Annotated in this window: 23 protein-coding genes; 9 read left to right on the top strand and 14 right to left on the bottom strand. The window is 38.1% G+C overall.

The features are described from left to right. Positions 1-199 precede the first annotated feature (199 nt). From B9A52_RS19090 to B9A52_RS19075, 4 genes are all read left to right on the top strand, one after another. A complete protein-coding gene (locus B9A52_RS19090) occupies positions 200-673 on the top strand; it encodes a DUF1214 domain-containing protein (protein WP_231955320.1) in 474 nt (157 codons plus the stop codon). A 102-nt stretch (positions 674-775) separates the two neighbouring features. Further along, positions 776-2,491 (top strand): alkaline phosphatase family protein, encoded by a 1,716-nt coding sequence (locus tag B9A52_RS19085; RefSeq protein ID WP_084121967.1) that lies wholly within the window; start codon positions 776-778, stop codon positions 2,489-2,491. 90 nt (positions 2,492-2,581) lie between these two features. Further along, positions 2,582-3,337, top strand: a complete 756-nt coding sequence (locus B9A52_RS19080; protein WP_084121966.1) for a porin family protein — start codon at positions 2,582-2,584, stop codon at positions 3,335-3,337. 264 nt (positions 3,338-3,601) lie between these two features. Beyond that, positions 3,602-4,219, top strand: a complete 618-nt coding sequence (locus tag B9A52_RS19075) for an outer membrane beta-barrel protein (RefSeq protein ID WP_084121965.1) — start codon at positions 3,602-3,604, stop codon at positions 4,217-4,219. Positions 4,220-4,344: 125 nt separating this feature from the next. Here B9A52_RS19075 and B9A52_RS19070 read toward each other — a convergent pair whose 3' ends face one another. The 5 genes from B9A52_RS19070 to B9A52_RS19050 form a co-directional block, all read right to left on the bottom strand. Continuing rightward, the gene (locus tag B9A52_RS19070) at positions 4,345-5,403 is read right to left on the bottom strand and encodes a formylglycine-generating enzyme family protein (RefSeq protein ID WP_084121964.1); all 1,059 of its coding nucleotides are present in this window, start codon (positions 5,401-5,403) and stop codon (positions 4,345-4,347) included. Positions 5,404-5,536: 133 nt separating this feature from the next. After that, complete coding sequence (locus tag B9A52_RS19065) at positions 5,537-6,004, bottom strand: hypothetical protein (protein WP_084123600.1); 468 nt, start codon at positions 6,002-6,004, stop codon at positions 5,537-5,539. A 405-nt stretch (positions 6,005-6,409) separates the two neighbouring features. Then, positions 6,410-7,168, bottom strand: a complete 759-nt coding sequence (locus B9A52_RS19060; RefSeq protein WP_157370217.1) for a DUF3575 domain-containing protein — start codon at positions 7,166-7,168, stop codon at positions 6,410-6,412. 216 nt (positions 7,169-7,384) lie between these two features. Next, positions 7,385-7,990, bottom strand: coding sequence for a hypothetical protein (locus B9A52_RS19055; protein ID WP_084121962.1), 606 nt, complete (start codon positions 7,988-7,990; stop codon positions 7,385-7,387). Positions 7,991-7,994: 4 nt separating this feature from the next. Beyond that, complete coding sequence (locus B9A52_RS19050) at positions 7,995-8,633, bottom strand: DUF4136 domain-containing protein (protein WP_084121961.1); 639 nt, start codon at positions 8,631-8,633, stop codon at positions 7,995-7,997. A gap of 288 nt (positions 8,634-8,921) precedes the next feature. Here B9A52_RS19050 and B9A52_RS19045 point away from each other — a divergent pair, with 288 nt between their 5' ends. Then, positions 8,922-9,602, top strand: coding sequence for a DUF2490 domain-containing protein (locus tag B9A52_RS19045; protein WP_231955316.1), 681 nt, complete (start codon positions 8,922-8,924; stop codon positions 9,600-9,602). Positions 9,603-9,810: 208 nt separating this feature from the next. On the opposite strand, the gene B9A52_RS19040 is transcribed toward B9A52_RS19045, so the two are convergent. Beyond that, positions 9,811-10,476: a hypothetical protein gene (locus B9A52_RS19040; protein ID WP_084121960.1), complete on the bottom strand. Its 666-nt coding sequence runs from the start codon at positions 10,474-10,476 to the stop codon at positions 9,811-9,813. A gap of 43 nt (positions 10,477-10,519) precedes the next feature. Then, positions 10,520-11,008, bottom strand: coding sequence for a copper resistance protein NlpE (locus B9A52_RS19035; RefSeq protein WP_084121959.1), 489 nt, complete (start codon positions 11,006-11,008; stop codon positions 10,520-10,522). 264 nt (positions 11,009-11,272) lie between these two features. Here B9A52_RS19035 and B9A52_RS19030 point away from each other — a divergent pair, with 264 nt between their 5' ends. Next, positions 11,273-13,819 (top strand): glycogen/starch/alpha-glucan phosphorylase, encoded by a 2,547-nt coding sequence (locus B9A52_RS19030; RefSeq protein ID WP_084121958.1) that lies wholly within the window; start codon positions 11,273-11,275, stop codon positions 13,817-13,819. A gap of 97 nt (positions 13,820-13,916) precedes the next feature. Here B9A52_RS19030 and B9A52_RS19025 read toward each other — a convergent pair whose 3' ends face one another. Together B9A52_RS19025 and B9A52_RS19020 are read right to left on the bottom strand one after the other, a co-directional pair. After that, complete coding sequence (locus tag B9A52_RS19025) at positions 13,917-14,513, bottom strand: HdeD family acid-resistance protein (protein ID WP_084121957.1); 597 nt, start codon at positions 14,511-14,513, stop codon at positions 13,917-13,919. 83 nt (positions 14,514-14,596) lie between these two features. Further along, positions 14,597-15,598 (bottom strand): helix-turn-helix domain-containing protein, encoded by a 1,002-nt coding sequence (locus B9A52_RS19020; protein WP_084121956.1) that lies wholly within the window; start codon positions 15,596-15,598, stop codon positions 14,597-14,599. A 600-nt stretch (positions 15,599-16,198) separates the two neighbouring features. Here B9A52_RS19020 and B9A52_RS19015 point away from each other — a divergent pair. After that, positions 16,199-16,831 carry a sterol desaturase family protein gene (locus tag B9A52_RS19015; protein ID WP_172805245.1) on the top strand — a complete coding sequence of 211 codons (633 nt, stop codon included), beginning with the start codon at positions 16,199-16,201 and terminating at the stop codon, positions 16,829-16,831. Positions 16,832-17,035: 204 nt separating this feature from the next. On the opposite strand, the gene B9A52_RS19005 is transcribed toward B9A52_RS19015, so the two are convergent. After that, complete coding sequence (locus B9A52_RS19005) at positions 17,036-17,581, bottom strand: ferritin (RefSeq protein ID WP_084121953.1); 546 nt, start codon at positions 17,579-17,581, stop codon at positions 17,036-17,038. A gap of 341 nt (positions 17,582-17,922) precedes the next feature. Here B9A52_RS19005 and B9A52_RS19000 point away from each other — a divergent pair, with 341 nt between their 5' ends. Beyond that, a complete protein-coding gene (locus tag B9A52_RS19000; protein WP_084121952.1) occupies positions 17,923-19,263 on the top strand; it encodes a Gfo/Idh/MocA family protein in 1,341 nt (446 codons plus the stop codon). 59 nt (positions 19,264-19,322) lie between these two features. Here the strand turns inward: B9A52_RS19000 and B9A52_RS18995 are convergent, their stop codons facing one another. Genes B9A52_RS18995 through B9A52_RS18985 form a run of 3 tightly spaced genes read right to left on the bottom strand, consistent with a single transcriptional unit; the run spans position 19,323 to position 21,679 of the window. After that, positions 19,323-19,985 (bottom strand): hypothetical protein, encoded by a 663-nt coding sequence (locus tag B9A52_RS18995; RefSeq protein WP_157370216.1) that lies wholly within the window; start codon positions 19,983-19,985, stop codon positions 19,323-19,325. Position 19,986: 1 nt separating this feature from the next. Then, positions 19,987-20,547, bottom strand: a complete 561-nt coding sequence (locus B9A52_RS18990) for a GNAT family N-acetyltransferase (protein ID WP_084121950.1) — start codon at positions 20,545-20,547, stop codon at positions 19,987-19,989. A gap of 7 nt (positions 20,548-20,554) precedes the next feature. After that, positions 20,555-21,679 (bottom strand): pyridoxal phosphate-dependent aminotransferase, encoded by a 1,125-nt coding sequence (locus tag B9A52_RS18985; RefSeq protein ID WP_084121949.1) that lies wholly within the window; start codon positions 21,677-21,679, stop codon positions 20,555-20,557. Between the two features lie 223 nt (positions 21,680-21,902). Here B9A52_RS18985 and B9A52_RS18980 point away from each other — a divergent pair, with 223 nt between their 5' ends. Then, the gene (locus B9A52_RS18980) at positions 21,903-22,694 is read left to right on the top strand and encodes a hypothetical protein (RefSeq protein ID WP_084121948.1); all 792 of its coding nucleotides are present in this window, start codon (positions 21,903-21,905) and stop codon (positions 22,692-22,694) included. Positions 22,695-22,931: 237 nt separating this feature from the next. Here the strand turns inward: B9A52_RS18980 and mgrA are convergent, their stop codons facing one another. Continuing rightward, positions 22,932-23,948 (bottom strand): L-glyceraldehyde 3-phosphate reductase, encoded by a 1,017-nt coding sequence (gene mgrA, locus B9A52_RS18975; protein WP_084121947.1) that lies wholly within the window; start codon positions 23,946-23,948, stop codon positions 22,932-22,934. Positions 23,949-24,007: the final 59 nt, after the last annotated feature.

The raw sequence follows: 24,007 nt of genomic DNA, 5'->3' as shown, positions 1-24,007 counted from the left end.
GCCGTTTGCTTTCCTATGATTTGAAGGGCAACGGAGTTCATTTGAAGTAAATAGAATAGGATTTTTGGAAAGAGTTTTAACAGGATATTTGAGGGAAGCCATACTTGATTTTTTTTTAGAAGGTTAAATTTCCTATTGGCCGGAGTCGCAATGGTATAAGACGATAGATTTTTCTATTCCGCAGATTACTTATACCAAGGTGGAGCTTGACGAGCGCACGGCCTGGTTTTATGATGCCGTTACCAGCAGCGAAGGCATGGTTAACCCTTATATCGGAAAAGGTCAGGTTTACCTGGCTGCCAAACGCGACAGCAAGGGCAATTTTTTTCGGGCGGATAAGACCTACCGGTTGAGAGTTCCTGCTGATGTGCCGACTGCCCAATTCTGGGCGGTGGATTTGTACAGTCAGGATACCAGGCGTCATTATGATAACGGAGACCCAAATCCAAAGGTAAGTTCGGTGGCCATCAACAGCAGGATGCAGGACATCAAACGCAATGCGGATGGATCCATTGACATCTACATTGGTGCCAAGGCACCGGAAGGTTATGAAAGCAACTACATGAAGGCGGTAGGCACTGATGGCTGGTTTGTAATCTTTAGGTTATATGCGCCATTGCAGGCTTACTTTGACAAGACCTTTGTATTGCCTGATTTTGAAGTGGTGGATTGAGTATATATCGCCCATCTTGCATTAGCAGGGTGGGCGATTGGTTTACTGTTTTTTTTAAATATAATTAAGCATTACCTTAACAGATCAAAGCTAAAATTGAAAATGCCTGTAAGAATCAAAACAAGTTTGCAATTATTTTTAGTAGCTGCTATTGTTATGCTAACCATAGCACATGGCAAAGCACAGGGTGTACTAGAGAATTCTCCAAGATTGATATTACAGATCACCATAGATCAACTCAGAGGGGATATGCCGGCATCAATAATTGATCGATTCGGACCAGGGGGATTCCGATATCTCTATGAAAATGGGGTCGTTTATGAAAATGCCCACCACCGTCATGCCAATACCGAAACTGTTGTAGGACATGCAACGCTGGCAACCGGAGCGGATCCTGCTGACCATGGTCTGATAGGGAATGTTTGGTTTGATAGGGAACTGGGGCGGTTGGTTTATAATATCGAAGATAGTCGATATGCTATACTTGGTGAAGCATCGACTTCGGGCATAAGCATTGAAAAAGATCCAACTATAAAGGTGGGTATGTCTGATGGTAGGTCTCCTGCAAACCTGTTGACTACCACTTTCAGTGACGAACTTACACTTAGCACCAATGGGAAGGCAAAGATCTTTGGCGTATCTGTAAAGGACAGAGGTGCTGTTACAATGGCTGGTCATGCAGGTAAAGCCTTTTGGTTTTCAAAGACCAGCGGTGGTTTTGTAAGCAGCACCTATTATTATGATGCTTATCCTTCATGGGTCGATGCCTGGAATAAGAAAGGTTTTGCACAGGCCTATGCCAATACCAATTGGGATTTGATGCATGATAAATCCACATATACCTTTGGTGATTATGATGATATGCCCTGGGAAATCAACCTTCCGGGTTTTGGTGTTGTTTTTCCCCATTCCTTCGGCCCTGCTGATAGCCAACTATTCACAACGCTTTTGACGCTTAGTCCGGCCGGTGATGAGCTCACCCATAAATTTGCCCAGGAACTGATTATCCAGGAAAGGCTGGGGCAAGATGAAATCACCGATTATCTATCTATCAGTTTTTCCTCCACTGACTATGTAGGACATGTCTTCGGACCCTCAAGTCTTGAACTCGAAGACAATCTACTTCGAGTAGACAAGATCTTGTCTGAACTTTTTGAGTTTGTAGATAAGCATATTGGTCTCGAAAATACCCTTATCGTCCTTTCCTCTGACCACGGTGCGGCCGAAGTCCCCGGGAGGTTAAATGGTTTTGGCATAGAGGCGCAATATTTTAATCCTGACAGTTTGGAAAAACAACAGGTCATTGCAAATATCAAATCCATATATGGGGAAGCCTCGGAAATAATTTCTGGTTATAATCATCCCTATATCTACCTGAATAAGGAAATTCTTAAAAAACACAAACTGGATATTGATGAAGTCTCCCGTACCATTGCCGGGGAACTCACAAAAATTAATGGTATAGCATATGCAGTACCAAGTATTGACTTGATCGAGGGAAAAATGCCAGATACCCGACTGTACCGGCAGATACTTCGGAATTTCAATCCCAAACGTTCCGGTGATATTTATCTGGTACTTGAGCCCCATTGGTTCGTCAACGATTTTGATGGGCTTACGGTAGCTAGTACCCATGGCTCTCCTTGGCGGTATGATACCTTTGTCCCCATTATTTTTGCCGGCAACGGGCTTAAGCCAAAAACTATTTTCAGAGAGGTAGAAACTGTGGATATTGCGCTGACTCTTTCCCTGTATTTTAGGATAAATGCACCTTCCGGGGCAACAGGAGCGCCGTTGATAGAAGTGCTCAACAAATAATTAATTCGTAGTATCCGGATTTCTTTAGAAAATCTCAAAGCCACTCTGCCATCAAATTTGTATGTTTGCAGGGTTGGTTTTAAACAAACAATGATGCGTTTTATTAAGATTTTGATTTTTTGTTTTGTATTTCATTCCGGTATTGCCCAGCAGGAAATTTCCTTTGTTAATGAAGTGTGGTGGGGAGTAATGACTTCCGCTCAGGTTTCAAATAGACTTGCTGTATGGAATGATGCCCATTTTGTCAACGAGTTGTTTTTTATTTATAGGACTGGTCTTACCTACCACCCTAAAAGAGACAATTTTGTCACTACCGTTGGTTATGGCTTTTTGAAATTAGGAACTCCGAATTCAGAAGGAAGCCTGATCAGACCGGAACACCGACCCTGGATGCAGACCATTTACAGGGTACCTTCCACTAAAAAGCTGAGTACCAGTTTCAGGTTCAGGTATGATGCCCGCTTTATTCAAAATCTTGAAGCGGGGAATCTGGCGGATGGTTTTTCTTTCAATCACAGGTGGCGTTTTAACAATGCCCTGAGGTATGCCTGGGGCAATGTCATCAGCAAAAATACCCGGTTTACAACGACGATGCTCAATGAAGCATTGTTCCGGACAGGTCCAGGTCCCAATGGAGTCAGGCATGAGCATAGGACACATTTTTTGGGACAGCTGGGTAAAGGGAATTTTGTTTACTCTCTGGGATATGTGATCAGGTATATCAATACCAGTCCCACCGTGGCCAGAATCAACCATGGTCCGGTAATATGGGTGACTATTAACCTGAATTTCATGAAGAATAAACTTCCCACATTTGTAGAATTTCCCAGTGATCATGTGGATTGAATTTTATTGATTAAGCCATCATGCCTCAATACTATCAATGGGTTTTTAAAGGTTTTTGGGACTTTTTAAAAATTATATTTTTTGTTTTTGCAAAGATTCCAATAACCTTGGCATAAGAGAGAAATTTTTGACCGGGTTGTTTTTTAAATGATTCTGATTATTCATACTTTTATCTTTTGTTTGACTTGAGTAGAATCAAGGATTTCATAAATTCAAATACCATTTTATTAAAGCTAATCTTATAGAAATTTAACTTAGAAACCAATGAAAAAATTATTACTTGTCTTGACTTTATCTTTTTTGTCTTTACCCCAATTGATGGCGCAAGGCGTTGAAATTACCCCATTTACCGGCTATACTTTTCAGGCAGGTTTTAATATCTCAGGTGGAAGGGCTTTCTTACGGGATGGCCAAACTTGGGGAGGTATGATGGGTTTCTCCCTGAATGAAGCTACAGAAGTTGAATTGGGATACAGTTATATGGGAACCAGTGCCGTTGCAAGATCTAACAGCTTACAGGAAAATATAGATATACCGGCGCAAGTCCATTATGCGACAATCGGTGCAAACAGACTTTTTCCAACCTCAGATAAAATGACATTTTTCGCGGGTGGAAAATTGGGAACAGGTACTGTGGCATTTCCAGATGGTGAATACAGAAATATCACAAAATTTGCTGTGGGCTTTCAGGGAGGTATGAAATATTATGCTTCGGATAGGGTAGGTATACGGCTTCAGGCAAACCTGATGATGCCGATTGTTGGAGTAGGAACCAGTCTTTGGTGGAGCCCGGGAAGTGGTACTGCTGTGGGTTTATCTGGATGGTCTCCAATTGCCCAATTTGGATTTACCGGTGGTTTGGTATTCAGATTGCAACAATAGAATATTTTAACTTGCTGCTCTGGAAAACCTTATTTCTCGTAAAGACTTAAAAATCACGATTAAAATTTACAAGTATATTCAAAAGAAATCCACCTTCTAGAAGGTGGATTTTTTTTTACATCAAATCATTTGACACATCTGAATCCCACGTTGGAGGTTCCACTATCATAAGCATGTCCTTGCCTGGCAGATGGACGGTAATTGATACAATAATCATCAGCACATAAGAAGGATCCCCCTTTAATGACTTTTTCCAATGCAAAAGGATTGGTAGGATTGTAGCATTTGTTCATGGCACTGTCAAGAGGCGGTGCATTTCCGGAAATCCTTTGAAACTGAATAGCATCGAACCAATCTGCAGTCAGTTCCCATACATTTCCTATCATATCGTAAAGTCCAAAATCATTTGGGGCAAAGCTTTTGACCGGGGAGGTTCCTTGGAACCCATCTTCCACGATATTTTGATGCGGAAATACCCCTTGAAATGTATTTGCCATAAAAATTCCATTGGGTCTTAATTCCGTCCCCCAAGCGTAGCGTTGATGTTCTCTTCCGGCTTTTGCCGCATATTCCCATTCCACTTCTGTAGGTAATCTTTTTCCTGCCCATTTGGCATATGCTTCAGCATCTTCAAAAGCTATATGTACCACAGGGTGATTTTCGCGTCCTTTTATACTGCTCCCGGGACCTTCCGGGTGTTTCCAATTGGCACCATCAACCCATTTCCACCATTGACTGATATCGTTTTCTCTGGTCGAAACGGGATGGGCAGGAGGGCTGAAAACCAAAGAACCTGGTTGTAAATCCTCTTCCGGAAGTTTTGGGGTATCGGGAGGCAGTTGTAGTTTCAGTTCCTCCCAATCTATTGGTCGCTCTGCCAAAGTAATATAGCCGGTTTCTTCTACAAATTGTGAAAATTGGGCATTTGTCACTTCTGCTTTATCCATCCAAAAACCTTTAACCTCTCTTTTCACCGCAGGTCTCTCCACAGGATAGGCATCATTCTCGTTTGTTCCCATATAGAATGACCCACCTTCGATCCATATCATGCCTTCTTGGGAAATAGACTTTTCAGAATCTGTTTTTTCATCAGAGCCCGTTTCACTGCCTTTTTTGGAATCACAATTGGATAGGACAAGTACACTTAGCAGTGAAAGTAAAGTGAATAAGTTATTGTTTTTCATGTGTTATTTAATAAAACAAGATTGTTGTAATAAAGGTACTCGAGTATTTGAAAAATACCAATTTTGATTTTTTCAAAAAAAAAGCCTGCCTCCGGTTTTGGGAAGTAGGCTTATTTATAGGTTTTAAAGTATGTCAATTATCTAACTCACCTATAAAAGGTAAACTTTCTGTAATTGCTAGTAAAACAGTACTTTGAATATAATTCTCAAATTGGACAAATTTGGCGGCATTGATTGCACCGATAGCACCTTTGACTTTCTTATAATGCTTGCTTGCTACGCCCGACAAACTTGCGGTGTTTTTCATAGCTTTGAGAGCAATTCTATCAGCATCAGCCTCAGTGAGGTTTGGTAATTTTTCAAGGTATTCGTTGATGATCAATATCCTTTCTTTCATCAATCCCCTTCTTTCAGTTTCATAGGCTTCATAGACAGGCCAAAATCCCGAATCGGCAGGAAGCTCCATATACTGTTCCAACAATGCTCTCTTCTCCATTCCAAATGCGGATTGAATCAGTTTAATTTCGTCGTTGATTTGCTGGGCATTACTGATCAATGGCAGAGCAAAGAAAATCATTAAGGCAAATAATTTTGTTTTCATAGGTTGCATTTTTTGAAAGTTAATTGATGGATTGTTTTGATTTAAATATTTGATTTTGATTAAAGATTGTAGGATTTTAAATCCTTATAGTTGTGAAAATTTTGTTGTTTATTTAAGATTCTCGTAATAGACTTTTTCCTCTTTGGAGCGATAACTGAGAATTGAATCCAATTAAGTAATATTGGTTAAAAGAATTGATTTTATAGGGATTTAAACACCAAATGTAGGTATTCAAATTGAATTTATCATATATCGAAGGTCTAAGGTGTGTATAATTTTTTGGCTTTTACTTGATGAGCGTGAAGGAATTCCCAAAGCAAAAAGAGCACCTGAAGTTTGAAATTATCCGTTCGGGGATATTCTTTCAATAGGTTATCAATTAACTTAACCAGGAAGTACTTTAAGTCAAAATCTATACGCAACATTAATGAGAAACCTATAACCAAAACTGGTAGTATTGGTAGTTCCAATTCTTTCAATACCTTCTCCGGAAACTACATTATTGAATCCCGGTATCCTTTCGGATAGTATTTCATTAATTTTTTCAAGCAGCAGTAATTCATCTTCTTCGCTCAAGTCTGTATCCAAACCAATACCTGTTTTATAAAATGCCAACCCCGGTCCAAACATGGTAAAATCTAAAAGGAAACGCTTGCCAAGTTTAAATTGATAGCCCAATTCACCCCCAATGGAATTGATCCGAAAAAACAGGTCGGTTGAAACATTTCCATCAAAGTTCTCTGTATTTAATGCCCATTCATTACCTCTATTATAGGAATTGAAAGAATAATAGGGTCCTATATAAACCCCTCTAGGGGCATCAAATTTATTTTCGGATTTAAGATAAAATCTATAATCACCGGAAAAATGAAAACCGGAATTTTTTCCATCACCAATTAACTTCACTCCAGAATCACCTGTTAAGTCAGAACCAACATTGAGAAAAGGCAAGTTATTTAATCCTAGAGCTACAGTAAAACTCCTGTTTTTTCCCAAAACCCGCTCATACCCTAAAATAATATTTTCAATTCCAAGAATAGAAGGTGTAGATATATTATACCGGATTGAATTTTTGAATTCCTTTGGTTCCTCAGATTCATTTTGAGCAAATGATGAAACGCTTATCAGCAGGAATAGGCCAAGTGTCAGGAAGGTTTTCATCATATGGTTGTTTAATTACAATTAATCAAATAATGCTCATGGTTTATATAAGGGTCCATTTGATTTTTCAATATCACCGTTTTATCCAAATTTAATATTGCCTTAAATTAGCTGATGTCGACCTCGACAAACAGTGTTTTTCATAAAATATGAAAAACCATAATAAGGGACGGGGTAACAAATTTTGTCACCATCATTCGATCATGTTCCTGTGAAAAATCAATTACTGAAATTTAACATAACAAACCCGATATTGATACCCAACATAGACTGAGAATTCATGGCACTGTTCTCAAAGGATTGGTAATATTTACCTGATAACTTAACAGCGACATAATCGCTGAGTTCATACATCATTCCCAATTCAGGTTTAACGGTGAATTGGTTACTTTGAATCTTTTCCACAAAAACACCCATATCGATTCTCTGTGTATTGATACCAAGTCCCGCACCAAAAGTGACATAGGGACGGATGGGGCCGGTTTTATTGAAAATAAATATGTATTGAAGGAGAAGTGGAGTGATTGAAATACTTCTAAACTGATTTCCATGAACAGCTACTGAACCGGAATTGATGGTCTGGTTTGCCACTTCTTCAAAGAATCTTGAATTTCCAATTTCAGCACCAAATCCCTTTTGGTTATCACTCATTCTGAAAAATTCAATATTATAACCTCTTCCACTGAAATTTCCGGTAAAATCTGCTGTGCTTCCCATTGGTAAGGATGGGGCATAATTTAGTTTGATCAGAATACCCTGGGAATAAACAGATAATGATAGCAAAGTGAATGCAGCAAGAAAAAAAGATCTGTAATATATTTTCATGAAATTATTTCTTTAGAAAAGGAGATTGAGTAAAAGCCTGGTTGATTCCAGAAACAGCCCTGCTGGCATTGTTGGATTGTGAACCTGTGAGGGCCCCATTTAATGCGGCTATCCAATTTACAGTAAGTGGCTGATTTGGGACTGCGTTTTTCATATCCAACATTTGAAGCAAAATAGTCCCTGTATTGACCGATGTGATTCTGGCCGGATTAAAATTAGGATATTGGACGCTTAAGCCATAGCCCAGATTAGGAACCCACCAGTCCCAAAACCACCAATCATAATTAAAAGAAAGTGTACCGCTTTCAGATAGGGTTGGTAAAATAATATAATCAGGATCATTGAATTGACTGACCTGTCTAAATCCACGGGATGTCATATTGAAGCTGATGGCATCCAGGATATTTTGGGAAACCACAAAATCCACTGTGGGTGGCATCTGACCGGGAACAGGGGGTACATCTCTCAGTATGACTATATTTTGTGGAAGCGCAAATGTTTCACCCTGTCCAAAATCATATTCCGGATTGTGGTTGGAATATATAAAATCAAGCTTTGTGACATCGTCAGGTCCGCTTGGTATGCAAGAACCGACTATCAATACAATAAAAAGTAACCAAATTATAGGTATATTTATTCTCATATTTAATTATTTACTAAGTTTATATTTGGTTTTTAAACCACCGTAAATGTATTAATTGTTTCGATATTTAAATAGAAGCAGACGTTTTCTTTGCTCTTTTATGTATCAAAAATATTAATTAAGTCTCATGATATTCTTTATGATCCTTGATTTCATATAAGTTATACTTTTTAGTAGACTTGGCCGATTGATTTTATGAAATTGAAAGTATTTAGTTTGATGAAAAACTCCCTTTTATTACTTTTTTTTATAATAACTTTTTCCTCATTTGCACAAAGGCAAAAAAGTGTGAACAGCGAGGTTTGGTTTGGTTTTATGACTTCGGGACAGATAGCCCCCAAATGGTCTTTGTGGTTGGATACCCACCATGTTCCTGATCTTTTTCTGATTTTAAGAGGTGGATTGACATACCATACAGCAGATCAAAAGTTTGCTTTGACTGCAGGCTATGCAAGATTGGGACTTGCCACTCCTTTTTCTGAGGGGAGTCTTATAAGACCGGAAAACAGACCTTGGGGGCAAATCGTATTTAGGGTCCCAAGCAAAAACAATTTTTCGGCAAGCTTTAGGTACCGTCATGATATGAGGTACAGGGCCAATTTGACTCAAACGGAAGTAATTGATGGTTTTTCTTTGAACCACCGCTTGCGGTTCAATGTCAGCTTACGATACAATTGGAAAAATGCTTTGAGTCCACATTTTAATTTTTCAACAACTTTATTCAATGAATCTTTATTTACACAAGGTCCGGCACCATCTTCCAATCCTTTTGAACACAGGACATTTTTACTTTTCAGTTTTCAAAAAAAGACGGTAACCTTTTCACCGGGCTACCATATCAGATTCAGTTTGCCAACATCAAATACGCTGGTGATTAACCACGGACTTTTCCTTTGGATCAATGTCAATTACAAATTTAAAGACTTTAGAAGGCATACCTTAAAGGAATTTCCTGGGGATCATATCTGATTTTGAAATGCTGATATTCCGGATTTGGGTTTCCAATTAAGGCTATTTGGAAATTCCCTGGATATTTATGGTAAAAAAATCAGAGCTTGAATTTAAGTTTAAGATAAACAATCAGTAACCTTGATAAGGGAGGGGGAGATTCTTAAACAAAAGCAAAAAAAAACGGATACCGAGTAATTCAGTATCCGTTCAGATTTTATTATTTAAATTAATTCTGTCTTCTTACAACACCTTCTTCCATCATTCTTTCGATCACTACTTTGGCAAATTCAGAAGAGAATTTTTCCAATGATTTAGGATTCAAAGTTTTGGATTGTGCGGACCAAACCAATAACTCGGATTTGACATCGTAAAGATTGATTTCAATAAAATATCTTCTGTCATTGACGATATGTCCAGGAGTCATCATCATCCCATGGTTCATTCCCCAGAATCCGCCGAAGTTTGCACCCATTCCCCATCCAGGTCCCATCATAGGTCCGCCCATCATCATGGGGCCACCCATCATCATTGCACCTGGGATATACCTTTGTTCGTCCTGGACATCCACAAGTGTCATAGTCATAATCGCATCCTGTCCGTTTTGATATACCACATTCATCATGGCGTTTTTATCCAAATCCGTACTCATCCAAAAATTTGGGCGAATATTGGCGTTACTTGTGGTGGAAGCCACTCCAATGGAACTTAGCGTCTTCCTTACATCATCTTCTATTGCCTGCCTTTTTCCTACATCACCGATTATGGCTGCGACGAATAAATTGGAATATCCTATGGTGTTTTTGTCAGGACTGATCCATGAACGGGTGACTTTAGTTGCTGGTGAACAAGCGGCGACCAAAATCAAAACCGCAAATACTAAGATTTTTTTCATAATTTAAATTGTGTTGTTTCAAGGGTATAAATTTTCCTAAATATTACTGTTTGTTTAATCTATATTTTTCAGCAAGATCACCGGTAATTCTGTTTCCATCCATATCAAGATGAAAGAGGACATTTTCTCCCACAAAATATTGATTTGGAGCATCCTCACCTGTAAGTATAATGGAATTACCAGCCTCATTCCATGAGTATGTTCCTGAAGTCTCAATAGGCTTGCCATCGCCTTTCCCCAAATAGGTGGTTTTTTTTGTGTAAGAAAAATCCGAATTAAGTTCGATGATCAATTCAATTCCTTCGCAATCGGCACAGGGTAAAATTCCACTATAAATCCCCCAATAATCCAATGAGTTTTGAGAAGTATGAGCATCGGTAAACCCTTCTTCCAATATAGTTTCTTCATCCATGTCTTCAAACATTTCGTCATCCACTATGATGTCGTCTTTGTTACTGTTTTTTTGACATCCTGTCGAGAAGAAAAACATGCCATAAACCAATGCCAATGCAATAATCTGTTTTATTTTCATAGCTAAAATCATTCAAATTATGAATCAAAATAATACTTGTCTAGCTAACTGCAAAGATTAATATATTTTAGTCAATTCTGATTAGTTTTTTTCTTTATTTTCCTGTTAAAAACCAATAATTTGACCATTTTCGACGAAAACGATCAGCTATTAATTATTTACATGATTTTTAATGCATGATGTTTTGATTAACTTTCGGGGATTTTTGGAACCGAACATGTAGGTTTTTTAATCATTCAAATTTTAAAGCTCATACCTATTTCGATGAAAAATAAAATACAAAAAGAAAACAAAATTGAAGAAGCTGCTGCTGAACAAGTCAAAAATAATATCCTGGTGGAAGATGCAAGAACAGGACTTTCTGTTGATGCATTGAAAAGAGCCATTTCCAATAACCTTTTTTATGTTCAGGGGAAATACCCGGAAATCGCTACAAGAAATGATTACTTTATGGCCATTTCTTACGCAGTACGGGATAGAATGCTTCAAAGATGGACTTCATCAGTAAGACAATATATCAGCGGTAAAAACAAAATAGTTTCTTACCTATCTGCGGAATATTTACTTGGACCGCATTTGGCCAACAATCTGATCAACCTGGATATTTATTCACAAATGGAACAGGCTGTAAAAGAGCTTGGATTCAGTTTGGATTGGTTGATAGACAAAGAAGTTGAACCTGGATTGGGCAATGGAGGTTTGGGTCGGTTGGCCGCTTGCTACATGGATTCTTTGGCAAGTCTTGAGGTTCCGGCTATTGGCTATGGCATACGTTATCAATTCGGGATTTTTGAGCAGGCAATTTCAGATGGCTGGCAGGTAGAAGATACGGACAATTGGCTGCGAAGAGGCAATCCTTGGGAGATCGCAAGAAGAGAAATCAGCTATGATGTAAAGCTAGGGGGACATGTGCAGCGTTATATTGACGAAAAGGGAAAATTGATCAATAATTGGATTCCCGGTTGGGTAGTAAAAGGCGTGGCATATGATACTCCGATTCTCGGTTACAAGGTCAATACTGCCAATACCCTACGTTTGTGGAAATCTGAAGCCCCACGAACTTTTGATTTTCAGTCATTCAATGCGGGTGAATACAGTAATGCTGTCAACCAGAAAATTATCTGTGAAAACATCAGCAAGGTTCTTTATCCCAATGATGAACAGATTGAAGGAAAAAAATTGAGGCTTCAACAACAGTATTTCTTTGTATCCTGTTCTTTACAGGATATGATAAATATTCACCTGAGAAGTGGAGATAAAATCGAAAATTTCTATGAGAAATTTGTAGTCCAATTGAACGACACCCATCCTTCCATAGGAATTGCAGAGATGATGCGGTTGCTATTGGATGTGCACAGGATGGAGTGGGATGATGCATGGAAGGTTACCACCAAGACCTTTGCCTATACCAACCACACCTTATTGCCTGAAGCTTTGGAAACATGGGATTTAGAGCTTTTCGCATCTGTTTTGCCGAGACACCTTGATATAATTTATGAAATCAACAAGAGGTTTTTGGTGGATGTTACGCTTAAATTTTTTGGAAATCATCAAAAAATTGACAGCCTTTCTCTGATTGGGGAAGGCCGAAGGAAATATATCAAAATGGCAAATCTGGCAAGTGTTGGCAGTTTTGCTATCAATGGAGTGGCCAGCTTGCATACAGAATTGTTGAAAAAGACGGTTCTGAAAGATTGGTATGAATTTTCTCCGGAAAAATTCAGTAACAAAACCAACGGAGTCACTCCAAGAAGATGGATGGTGTTGAGTAATCCCCAACTCACCAAACTGATCACTTCCAAAATCGGTGATACCTGGATCAAACATTTGGAAGAATTGAAAGGATTGGAAAAATATGCCGAAGACCCGGAATTCCAACAAGCATGGATGGAGGTCAAGCTGGAACAGAAGAAAAAGCTTACCAGAAAAATACACGGCACATTGGGCATGATCGTCAATCCTGAATCTCTTTTTGATATTCAGGTCAAGCGGATCCATGAATACAAGAGACAGCATCTGAACGTTTTGCATATCATCACACTTTACAATCGGATAAAAAGAAATCCTGACATTGATATAGTCCCCAGAACCTTCATTTTTGCAGGAAAATCTGCCCCGGGCTATAGGAAAGCGAAGCTTATAATCAAACTGATCAATGCAGTAGGGAAGGTGGTCAATAATGATCCGGATGTAAAGGATAGGCTTAAAGTGGTCTTTTATCCAAACTACAATGTCACAAATGCCCAGAAAATTTACCCTGCGGCGGATTTATCAGAGCAGATTTCTACTGCCGGCAAAGAAGCTTCGGGTACAGGAAATATGAAATTATCGCTTAACGGTGCACTGACTGTCGGGACTTTGGATGGAGCAAATGTGGAGATACGTGAATGTGTGGGCGAAGAAAATTTCTTTTTGTTCGGATTGACAGCTGATGAGGTCGAAAAAACCAAATCTGAGGGCTACAGACCTTGGGAATATTATAAAAACAACAAATACTTGAGAGAGGTAATTGATCAGATCAATGATGGTTATTTTTCTCAATTGGACCAATTGATTTTCAAAGAGTTGACAGATTCTTTGTTATATGATGATCAGTTTATGGTTTTGGCGGATTATCAATCTTATGTCGAAATTCAGGATAAGATAGATGAAGCTTTCAGAGATAAATCCAATTGGGCAAGAATGTCCATATTAAATACCGCCAGAATGGGTAAGTTTTCCAGCGATAGAAGTATCAGGGAATATTGCAACGAAATCTGGAAAGTTGAATCTGTCCCGGTAGAATTGATTGACCCATCAAAAACCAGTTGAGAACTCAGTGGATTCTTTTTTGAATGATAAAATCTGTTTAAGGAAGGCTATTGAAGCCAACTTTAAACAGATTTTTATGTTTATTTGGGGTAGGATTTTATTTTAAATTACTTACTAAATCCTTTAAATCACCGGTTTTCCCTTTTATTTTTTTAAGTGTAAAGGCCAGCACAATGTTGAAAAATCCCAGGGAAAAGAATGCAAATGCTGTAAAGAAAACTATCGTTAATCCTCCTAAAGTTGGATTGAAAATTATCATCAAAGAAAAAATGATAGATAAAGCACCACTGAATAGTAACCAACCCCAGCCATCAGAACCGTATTTTTTCATATCAAAAGCAAATCCGATTGTGCCGAAACCTTTGAACATAAAGTAAAAAGCAAGTACAAAAGGAAGTACTGCCATTGTTAATGCAGGATTGAAGAACAAAATTGCGCCTACCACAAAATCAAACATGGCCCCAGCAAAATGCCAGCCCCAATCGTCTATTTCATTTCTGTTCCTTATTGAGAAAATAAGCTGGAATATACCTGAGACAAACATAAATGAAGCAAATATAATTACCAGACTCATATAGCTGGCAAGGGGAGTGGAGATGGTCCAGGCTCCAACAAGGATAAATAAAGTACCGATGATCAGTGGAAGCCACCAGTTTTTAATCATAAATTTACTTTTCTTTAATGCAGATTCCATAATGACAAAATTTTAAAAGATGAGTATAAAACATAGTTTCAAAAATATGGAAAAAAAGGATAATTAAATTACAAGAATATTTCTTAATTGATATTTTCCATTTTTTGTTCAATCTTCTTTCTGAGTTTATTGAAGAACCTGTTTCTTTCTTTCTCACCTACAGAACTGATCATGGTGGATTTTTTGATGAGATTATCCAGGTTTTTAAACATGGCATCGTTGAATTTTGGATCCATCGAACCGATAAAATACATCACACTGTGATTGAGATAAGTGATTCTGACATTTTCCAATTCTGCAAAAAATGTATTGTCACCGATGACAAATTCATTGACGAACATATTGTATGGTGCACTTTCAAAGGTAGGGGATTTTCCCATACCGAATTTCAGGCCGGATTCTGCCATTTTTTCCAAATGGTTAACCGTCTCCAACAACTGAGAATAGAGTTTAATGGTCAGGTCAGCCGTTGGGATCAGACCCATTTGGTAGTAAAGGTCTATTTGATTTAAGGTAACGTTGATCCCTTCCTCATTCCATATTTCCGTAGTTGGAATTTGGTTATAAACGTGGATGATTTTATTACAGGTCTCTTTGAACTTGAAATAGCATAAACTTTCAGTAGTGAATTTCTCTTGCTTGAGGTCTTCATAATAAAGTATTGACTTCATCCAAAAAAAGAATTTGAAGGATGCAAGTTCAGGGAAATAAAAATGATAAAAAGGGGGCATATCCTTCACCAGGTAATAAATATGTTTATTTTTTTGAGATTGGACCAGTTGTAGTTGGGTCAGGACATCATCCAACCATTCCTCAAAACCCGTTTTGTTCAGAGAATTGAGTTTACCGTGAAAAACTATTGCATTGGTCTGAAGGTTGAAAACCTGATCTAAGGAGATGTTAAAATGCTGACTGATTTTTTTGATTTCTTCAAGATCAATGAATTTTTCACCACGGATTCTTCTATAGGCTGAGTCATTGCTGATTTCAAGTAAATCAGAGATTTCATCAACGAGGGATTTGTAAGGCGGTAAAAGATTTTTGATATGTTGGAAAAACTGAACTTGAATTTCTGAGGATGCCATAGTCAAAAAGGGTTAGAGGTAATGATATATCCAAATCAGCAGAATTCATGATACTAATTTCAAAAATTTAGATATCATGTTTTCTTAAGTCAAACAGAATAATATTTAGTTAAATAAATTAATGTTTATATAATCCCTTAATTTAAGGCTTTTTGACAAAATTATAAATTTTTTTTATGCCAATTATTAGATAAAAAAATAATGTGTTTTTACCAATATTTAATTAAACTAAACCATTTAAAAATCACCGCTATAGAATTTTTTGTTTAGACAATGAAGTCATAAAAAATGTCTTGAATAGACATCATTTTTAATAGCGTATCAATATTTCTTTAGATTCCTTTAAATGAATAAGTGATTTTTGTATTTGTTGCAAAAAATGAATAAACCTTTTTCGATATAATCAAAATTCAATAATGGTAAGCAGTCTAAAGTTTATAAAACAGGATAGGTGCAAAATTGAATTTAAGAGCTGTTTTTTTCAATTCGCTTATACTTTCCAATGTTGATAATTTAGTTCAGCAAAACATTTTCAAGCCAAATCTGATTCGGGCGACCGTCAAAATAGCTTGATGATACCTGAACTAAAAATCAATGATCATGAGACTAACTGAAAAATTATCCCCGAAAGCACAAAGTATAGCAGAAGTATTCAGATGTTTTGTCACTTTTTTTTTGATAGCAGGACTACTTTTGATTTGTGCAACAAAAATGACAGACAGTAGACTAACCTTCGCCATTCTTTTACTGACAGGTTGGCTATCTTGGACGTTTACAGAATATGCACTGCACCGATTTTGGATGCATAATTTTTTTAGATATGGAAAAAGTAATCTATATGATATTCATATGGAGCATCATAAGCATCCAAAAGATATGAAAGTCAACGGCTATCACAGGTTACTGACTTTTTCAGTTTCAGTTATAATACTGTCAGTTGCCATCTACCTGAATAATTATTTCACACTTTTTGCAGGATTTTGTCTGGGATTTTCATTTTACAGTTTTCTGCATTACTTATTACACCAACCTTGGAGTCGGTATATCATGCCCAACCTGCAAAAAGCACATATTCATCATCATGGAAAATATCCTGACAAAGGTTTCTCTTTCAGTGTAATCCTTTGGGATTGGCTTTTCGATACGCTCCCTCCAAAAGAGGCTGAAATATCAGACAAGATGCTAAGTTTTTATTTTAAAAACGGCAGTCAATCTCATCAAAAGAAAAAATGATGATGTGTCATAATCAAAGAAAGCTATTTCATGTTCTCAGAATCCATATTCCATTTAGAAGAGGTGGCGGATTTAATGATGATAAAAAAAGAAAGCTGTCTTATTTTAGAGCTTCATGTTCTGACCAAGGCCAAACTATTTCCGATTGTGCAATAATCAAAAATACAGCTTTTGTAAATAAGACAGCCTGTTAGTATTTAAGGATTATTGCTGATTTCCGGCAGTCTTATCGTGAAGCTTACCCAATTCCTGATCAATGGTCCATAAACCAACGCCTTCTTCACCGATAATGTCGAAGAGTTCCAAGGCTCTTCTTGCGAGGGTTTCTTCTTCACGTTGTTCGGTGACATACCACTGCATAAAGCTGAATGTCGCAAAGTCTTTGGCACTAAATGCGTGATCGACAATTAAGTTGATGGATTTGGTTACTTTGATTTCATGTTCGAGAATCAATTCAAATACTTCCCTCAGGGAATTGAAATTGTGTCTGACACCGGTGATTTCAGGCTGAATAGCATGGCCTCCGGCTTCATTGACATAATGGAATAATTTCATCATGTGCATTCTTTCCTCGTCCGCATGTACATAAAGATATTTGGAAGCGTTGGCATATCCCATCATGTGGCACCAAGAAGCCATTGAAAGATAATAGGCGGAGGATTTCCCCTCCATTTCAATCTGCTGATTCAATAATTTTTCTGTATCATGAAGTAATGAACGCTGTAGCGTAACGATTTCTCTTGCTTTCATAGTTAAATAAATTTGATATAAAAATAACCAATAAATGGGTATTAGGTTATATAAATAAATAAAAAATAGGAAATTTAGAATTGGTATAAGTTTAAATCTTGATAGACTATTTGGTTTTAATGGATTGAAAGTGGTAAAATAGCCAATAATTTTTCATAATTTCTAAAGCTATAATTTCCTTTTTTTTAAAAAAGAATGGTTATTTTTTATCATCGGTTTAAGATGTGTTATTGATATCCTATATATTTAAAGTGTTCTTTGCTCTAAGCTTAGAATACCTTATTTGCCGATTTAATTTATTTTCTCTTTAAAAACCTTAACAATAAACCTAAAAATCAAAAATGAATTCAAGAAGAAAGTTTATCCAAAACAGTTTGTTGGCCACAGCAGGTCTTAGTATTCCCACATTTGTTTCCGCTGATTCACTAAGGGAATTGTCAAAAAAAATCGCTCCGTCTGACCAGTTGAATTTCGGTTTGATCGGTGCAAAAGGCATGGGTTGGTCCAATATGAATGCACATCTTAAAATGCCGAATGTAAACTGTATCGGAATTGCGGATATAGATTCCAATGTCCTTGACCAAAGGTCTGAAGACGTCAATAAACTGAGGGGAAAGAAACCTAAGGTCTATAAGGATTACAGGGAAATGTTAGAGGACAAAGATATTGATGCGATTATCGTAGGTACACCTGACCATTGGCATTGTCTGAATATGATAGATGGCCTCTCTGCAGGAAAGCATGTGTATGTAGAAAAACCGATTGCCAACACCATTGAAGAATGTAATCTGATGGTAAAAGCCCAGAAAAGATATGGTAAAATGGTACAATGTGGTCAATGGCAAAGAAGCGGATCTCAATATGCCCAAGCAATTGACTATGTTAAATCCGGGAAGTTGGGACAAATCAGACTGGTGAAAACCTGGGCTTACCAAGGCTGGATGAAACCTGTTCCTGTAGTTCCTAATAGTCCGGTTCCTCAGGGTGTGGATTATGATATGTGGTTGGGACCTGCGCCGAAAAGACCCTTTAATGCAAACAGATTTCATTTCAATTTCCGTTGGTTTTGGGATTATGCAGGAGGATTGATGACGGATTGGGGAGTGCATGAGATAGATATTGCACTTTATGCTATGGGAGTCACAGCACCCAAATCAGTAATGGCCTCAGGAGGGAAATTCGCCTATCCTGATGATGCCTCCGAGACCCCTGACACTTTACAGACTGTTTATGAATATGATGGTTTCAATATGCTATGGGAGCATGCTACCGGAATTGACGGTGGTAATTACGGTACCACAGAAGGTATTGCCTTTATAGGAAACAATGCAACATTGGTAGTCAATAGAGGAGGTTGGAGAGTGATTCCGGAGACTGAAGCCAAAGATGGTAAAAGAGTCAACAAATTGGAAGAAGTCCAATTGATCAAACCTGAGGGAAATCCATTGGAGTTACATGCACAAGGCTTTGTGAATGCCATCACAAGCAATGATGCCAGCAAATTGACCTGCGGGATTGAGACAGGTAGTATTGCTGCTATAAATGCTCAAATGGGTAATATTGCCTATAAAACCGGTAAGAAAGTATATTGGGATGCAGCTAAAGGTCAGTTTACCGACAAGGAAGCCAATGCATTGATGAAAGCCAACTACCAAAATGGTTGGAAATTGCCTACCGTTTAAAAATCCTTATCAATAATAATTCTCAAAAACCCGGTTCAATAAATTTGAATCGGGTTTTTTTATGGAATAAAACCCGAAATATCTATAGGCACAAGGCTGGTTCCGACAATTTTTGTTCCCTCCTTGGTGATCCAATTGTGGGCAACCCTGACTCTGTTTTTCGAAAAATCAAAACTCACATCAATAATGCCACTCTCTGCGTCCCGATAACTGTTGAAGTCAAGTTGACCGGATAAATAATTCAAGCCAATACTAGGCCCTAAGCTGAAATTTTTTCCTTCAAGAGAACTCAGTATTTCCTGGTCTGTAATACCCGATGGTGGAAAAACTTTGTATTCACCATCCTTCAGGGGGAATTTTGGAAGGGGAGTACCATCATAAACTGCATGTATTCCAATGCTGATCACACTTGAATTTGGAATATAAGGCTCTCTGAATTCAATGTCGGTAGATAATTGAAGATTTGCCCAATAATGAGAATTAGGATTATCCACATCCACAGGTCCAATCAATGTCAACTTTGCAGAGACAAATTGGAATGGTTGATCCCCGATATAAATAAAGTTTGCCTGGTCAAAGCCTGTGTCTTCTATTTCGGAGAGGTCGCAGGAAGAAAATAAAAAAGGCAATAGCAACATGGATTTGAAAATGCCCCGCAGGAAAATCAATATCCATTTCTTTTTCAAAGAAATGGATATTCCTGGCCTTGACTTATTTAACATTTTACCAATCATTTTCTCTTTTAACGTAATTCCATTCAGATTTAAGAATGCTATAGTAGATCGTATCTCTTCTTCTCTCTTTGGTCATCAGGGTATGGCTTCTCAAAACGCCTTCTTCAATTGCCCCGATATTTTTCAGTGAATTTCTGGCCTGAATATTCAACACATCTGTTTTGAATTCAACCCTTTCAAGTTCCAGAATATCAAAGCAATGGGAGAGCATCAGTCTTTTTACCTGGTTATTGATACCTTTTCCTTGATATGCTTTGCCCAGCCAAGTCCAGCCTATTTCCAAGCGCTTGTCCCTTTCAGAGATATTCCCGAAAGCCGTGCATCCCATTGGTAATCCATTTCCCTTATCAATAATAATAAACTGTAATCGCTGTTTTTCAAATGCAGGCTTGGACCAGGCTATCAAACTTTCCAAAGTCGATAGATCATGGGTATAGAAGCGCCACAAATCAGGTTCTGAGGTTAAATTCATTAGACCGGGAAGGTCTTGTCCCTCCAAAGGTCTAAGTAATAATGTTTCATTTTCAAGTCTTAATTCAAAATCAATCATAAAATAATCAACCTAAAGTTTCAATCAGTGCCTCATTAAAAAGTTTTACTTCCTCAATGGTTCCGGTACTTACCCTGCACCAATCATTTAGGGGAGGAAATGGACGACCCACAATTATACCTTTTTCCAGCATTTTCTTTGCTAATACGCTCGCATCTTGATTGGCGTGGAAAAACACAAAATTGGCTTGGGAGGGTAAATAGGCAAGTTTCAATTGATTTAGGGTACTTTCTATGGAATTCCTTGCTTCTTTGTTTTTGTTTAAACTGAATTGGTAGAACTCCGAATCCGACAATGCAGCTTTACCGGCCTCTATGGCCATGATATTGGTGTTGGCTACAACCCTTTCTGAAAGTTTGGCGGCGATATCCGGTCTTGCAACCAAATATCCCAATCTGATTCCTGCCAGTCCATATACTTTGGACAAAGTTTTGGAGACGATTATATTTTTGCCTTCTTTGACCAATTTGGTCATGGAAGGGTAATTTGGATCTTCAATATAATCACAATAGGCCTCATCGCTGAATACCATGGTTTTTTTGCTCACTGATTCACAAAAATCAAGAACGTCTTTGGCGGGGAGCAATTTTCCGGTGGGATTATTGGGATTACATAGAAAAACAAGTTTCGTTTTGGAAGAAACCCGTTTCTCAATTTCCTGAAGGTCATAATTCAAATCCTTGTCCAAAGGCACCCAATTGATGTTTGCTCCCCAGGTCTCTGCGTAAGTCATTAAGGAGAGAAAAGTAGGCAGGCCGGAAATAATTTCATCACCAGGCCCGGCATAGGTAATTCCCGTGATTTTCAATCCTTCAGTAGACCCTGCCACGAGTACAATATGGTCCGGAGTGACTCCCTCTTTGTCCGCAATCATTTTTTGAAGGGAAGAATTATAGGACCAGGGGTACCTGCAACCCAAATCAAAAGCCTCTTCCATTGCCTTTCTTACTTTTAGAGATGGCCCATAAGGGTTCTCGTTGGATCCCAACCGTACCATAGGACCAAGTGGTCTTGGATTGAATTTTTTCACCTCTTCTGATGACAAAGAAGTAATTGAATTTGCTCCTGTCAAAAAGGCTACCCCACCTGCCAGTGAAGCACTTTTCAGCCATTGTCTTCTTGAAAATTTCATATTTGTGATATTTGGATTCAAAATGTAATAAGATCCGGCTTTTATTCCTAATGGAATTTAGAAGCTCCGGATTAACGGGTAAAAAATACCAATTATGGCATATCTATTGTCAAATACTTAATCGGTATAAAAAAAAGACGGTGTAAATTATATGTTTCCAAATTAAATAGCTAAATTTTACCAAATACTTATCATTTAGGCTTTAACGATAAACAATATTCCCATGAAAAAAATCAGTATTCTCATAGTATTGTGCATCATGGCTGTTTCCATGAGCTTGGCACAGCAAACCCGCTATATGGTCTTTGAATTTATCAAAGTTGAAACCAATCAGACTTACGATTTCATAGAATTCAAGGATTTTATGGAAAAAGTCTATCAAGCTGCTGTAAATGACAAAAAAATCCAAGGTTGGGATTTTTGGTCTCTTCAATCGGGTGCTGATCCAAGTGAATTTCAATATATCACTATTACTTATTACAGGGATCCCGTAACTATGATGAATGGTCTTCAGGAAGATGATATGGTCAGATATGCGATGATTGCCTACCCCCACCTGACAGAGAAGCAGGTTGTTGAAAAATTCAACAATGCCATAGAAAGTAGGGATTTAGCTCAAAGAATTTATATGCAAGAGATAGCTAAAACTCAGGATAATTTTAAATTAATTAAGGGTACATTGGCATCATTTGATTTGATGAAAGCCGTAGAGGGTCAATTTGATATTTATGAAAAGGCTGAGAAGGAAGTTTTTCAACCTATCCATCAAAGACGTATAGAAAAGGGATTAATGGGGAGTTGGAGCCTATTGAGGACAGCACTGCCATTTGGAAGCGAAGCCAAATTGACGCACCTGACCATGAATATTTATAAAGATTACGTTCAGTTTTTCAATGCGCAGGAATATGAGGATATGGAATCCACCGCAGAACAAAGGGCAGCACAGGAAAAAGGGCTGAAATCCCGGGATCAAAAATTCATTTATCTGGCTACTTTGGAAAATGCTATCCGGTAAAATTGAAGAACCCCAACAAAGTTATTCTACTTTATTGGGGTTCTTCAATTTTAATTAAGGTTTATGATAAATCACCTATCTTTTCTAGCAACTCCTCTCTTTTCTAGCAACTCCAGACCCCATCTTTTCCACGGAGATTGCCATGTTGGAAGGAGGACTTTTCAGTATATTAAGGACTCTCGAGTACTTCTCGCTATAAAAAAACCTTTCTCGGCTTTCGCTTCTCGGCTCTCGTTTCTAAACCAAAATCTTCTGAATTTCAGCTAACTCAGTTTCAGTGAAGTTCAGATTTTTTACTGCATTCACATTATCCGCCAATTGTTCGGGTTTGCTGACCCCAACCAAAACCGTGGTAATCCTTTCGTCTTTCAATAACCATGCAATGGCCATTTGGGCCAGGCTTTGACCACGGTTCAATGCAATTTTATTCAGTGCACTTACTTTGGACAATACTTCATCGGAAATCTGACTTTCTTTGAGATACCTGCCGTCTTTAGCAATCCGGCTGTCTTCAGGAATTCCTTTCAGATATTTATCTGTCAATACACCCTGCTCCAAGGGAGAAAAAGCGATTGAACCGACTCCCTTTTCACCTAGTACATCCAAGAGGCCATTCTCCACCCAGCGGTCAAACATGCTGTAGCGGGGTTGATGGATAAATAGGGGAGTGCCCAGGTCTTTTAATATCTGATGTGCTTTCGCAGTATCCTCAGCGCTGTATTGAGATATGCCTACATAAAGGGCTTTACCTTGCCTGACAATATGATCCAAAGCACCCATGGTTTCTTCCAATGGCGTTTCCGGATCAGGTCGGTGGTGGTAAAAAATATCCACATAATCCAAACCCATTCTTTTCAGGCTTTGGTCAAGAGAGGCGATCAGGTATTTTCTTGAACCCAAATTTCCGTATGGTCCTGGCCACATATCCCAACCGGCTTTGGTGGAGATAATCAGTTCATCCCGGTAGGGTCTGAAATCCTTTTCCATGATTCTACCAAAATTTTCTTCAGCAGAACCATAAGGAGGCCCATAATTATTGGCCAGGTCAAAATGGGTGATACCAAAATCAAAAGCCTGACGCAGAATAGTTCGTGCATTTTTGAAATCAGCATTGTGCCCGAAATTATGCCAAAGGCCCAATGAAATCAAAGGGAGTTGAATACCGCTTTTACCACATCTTCTAAATGGCATTTGGTCATAACGGGTTTCATTGGCTATATAATTTGGAAGAGGTTGTTGATCGTTGATTTTCATGTTACTAAGTGTGATGGTTAATTTGGTCAGAAAGTTTTGATTCTTAAAGTTATTCAATA

The organism is Aquiflexum balticum DSM 16537 (assembly GCF_900176595.1).
In the GTDB taxonomy this organism is placed as follows: Bacteria; Bacteroidota; Bacteroidia; order Cytophagales; family Cyclobacteriaceae; genus Aquiflexum; species Aquiflexum balticum.
This window is presented reverse-complemented; position numbering and strand designations above follow the sequence as displayed.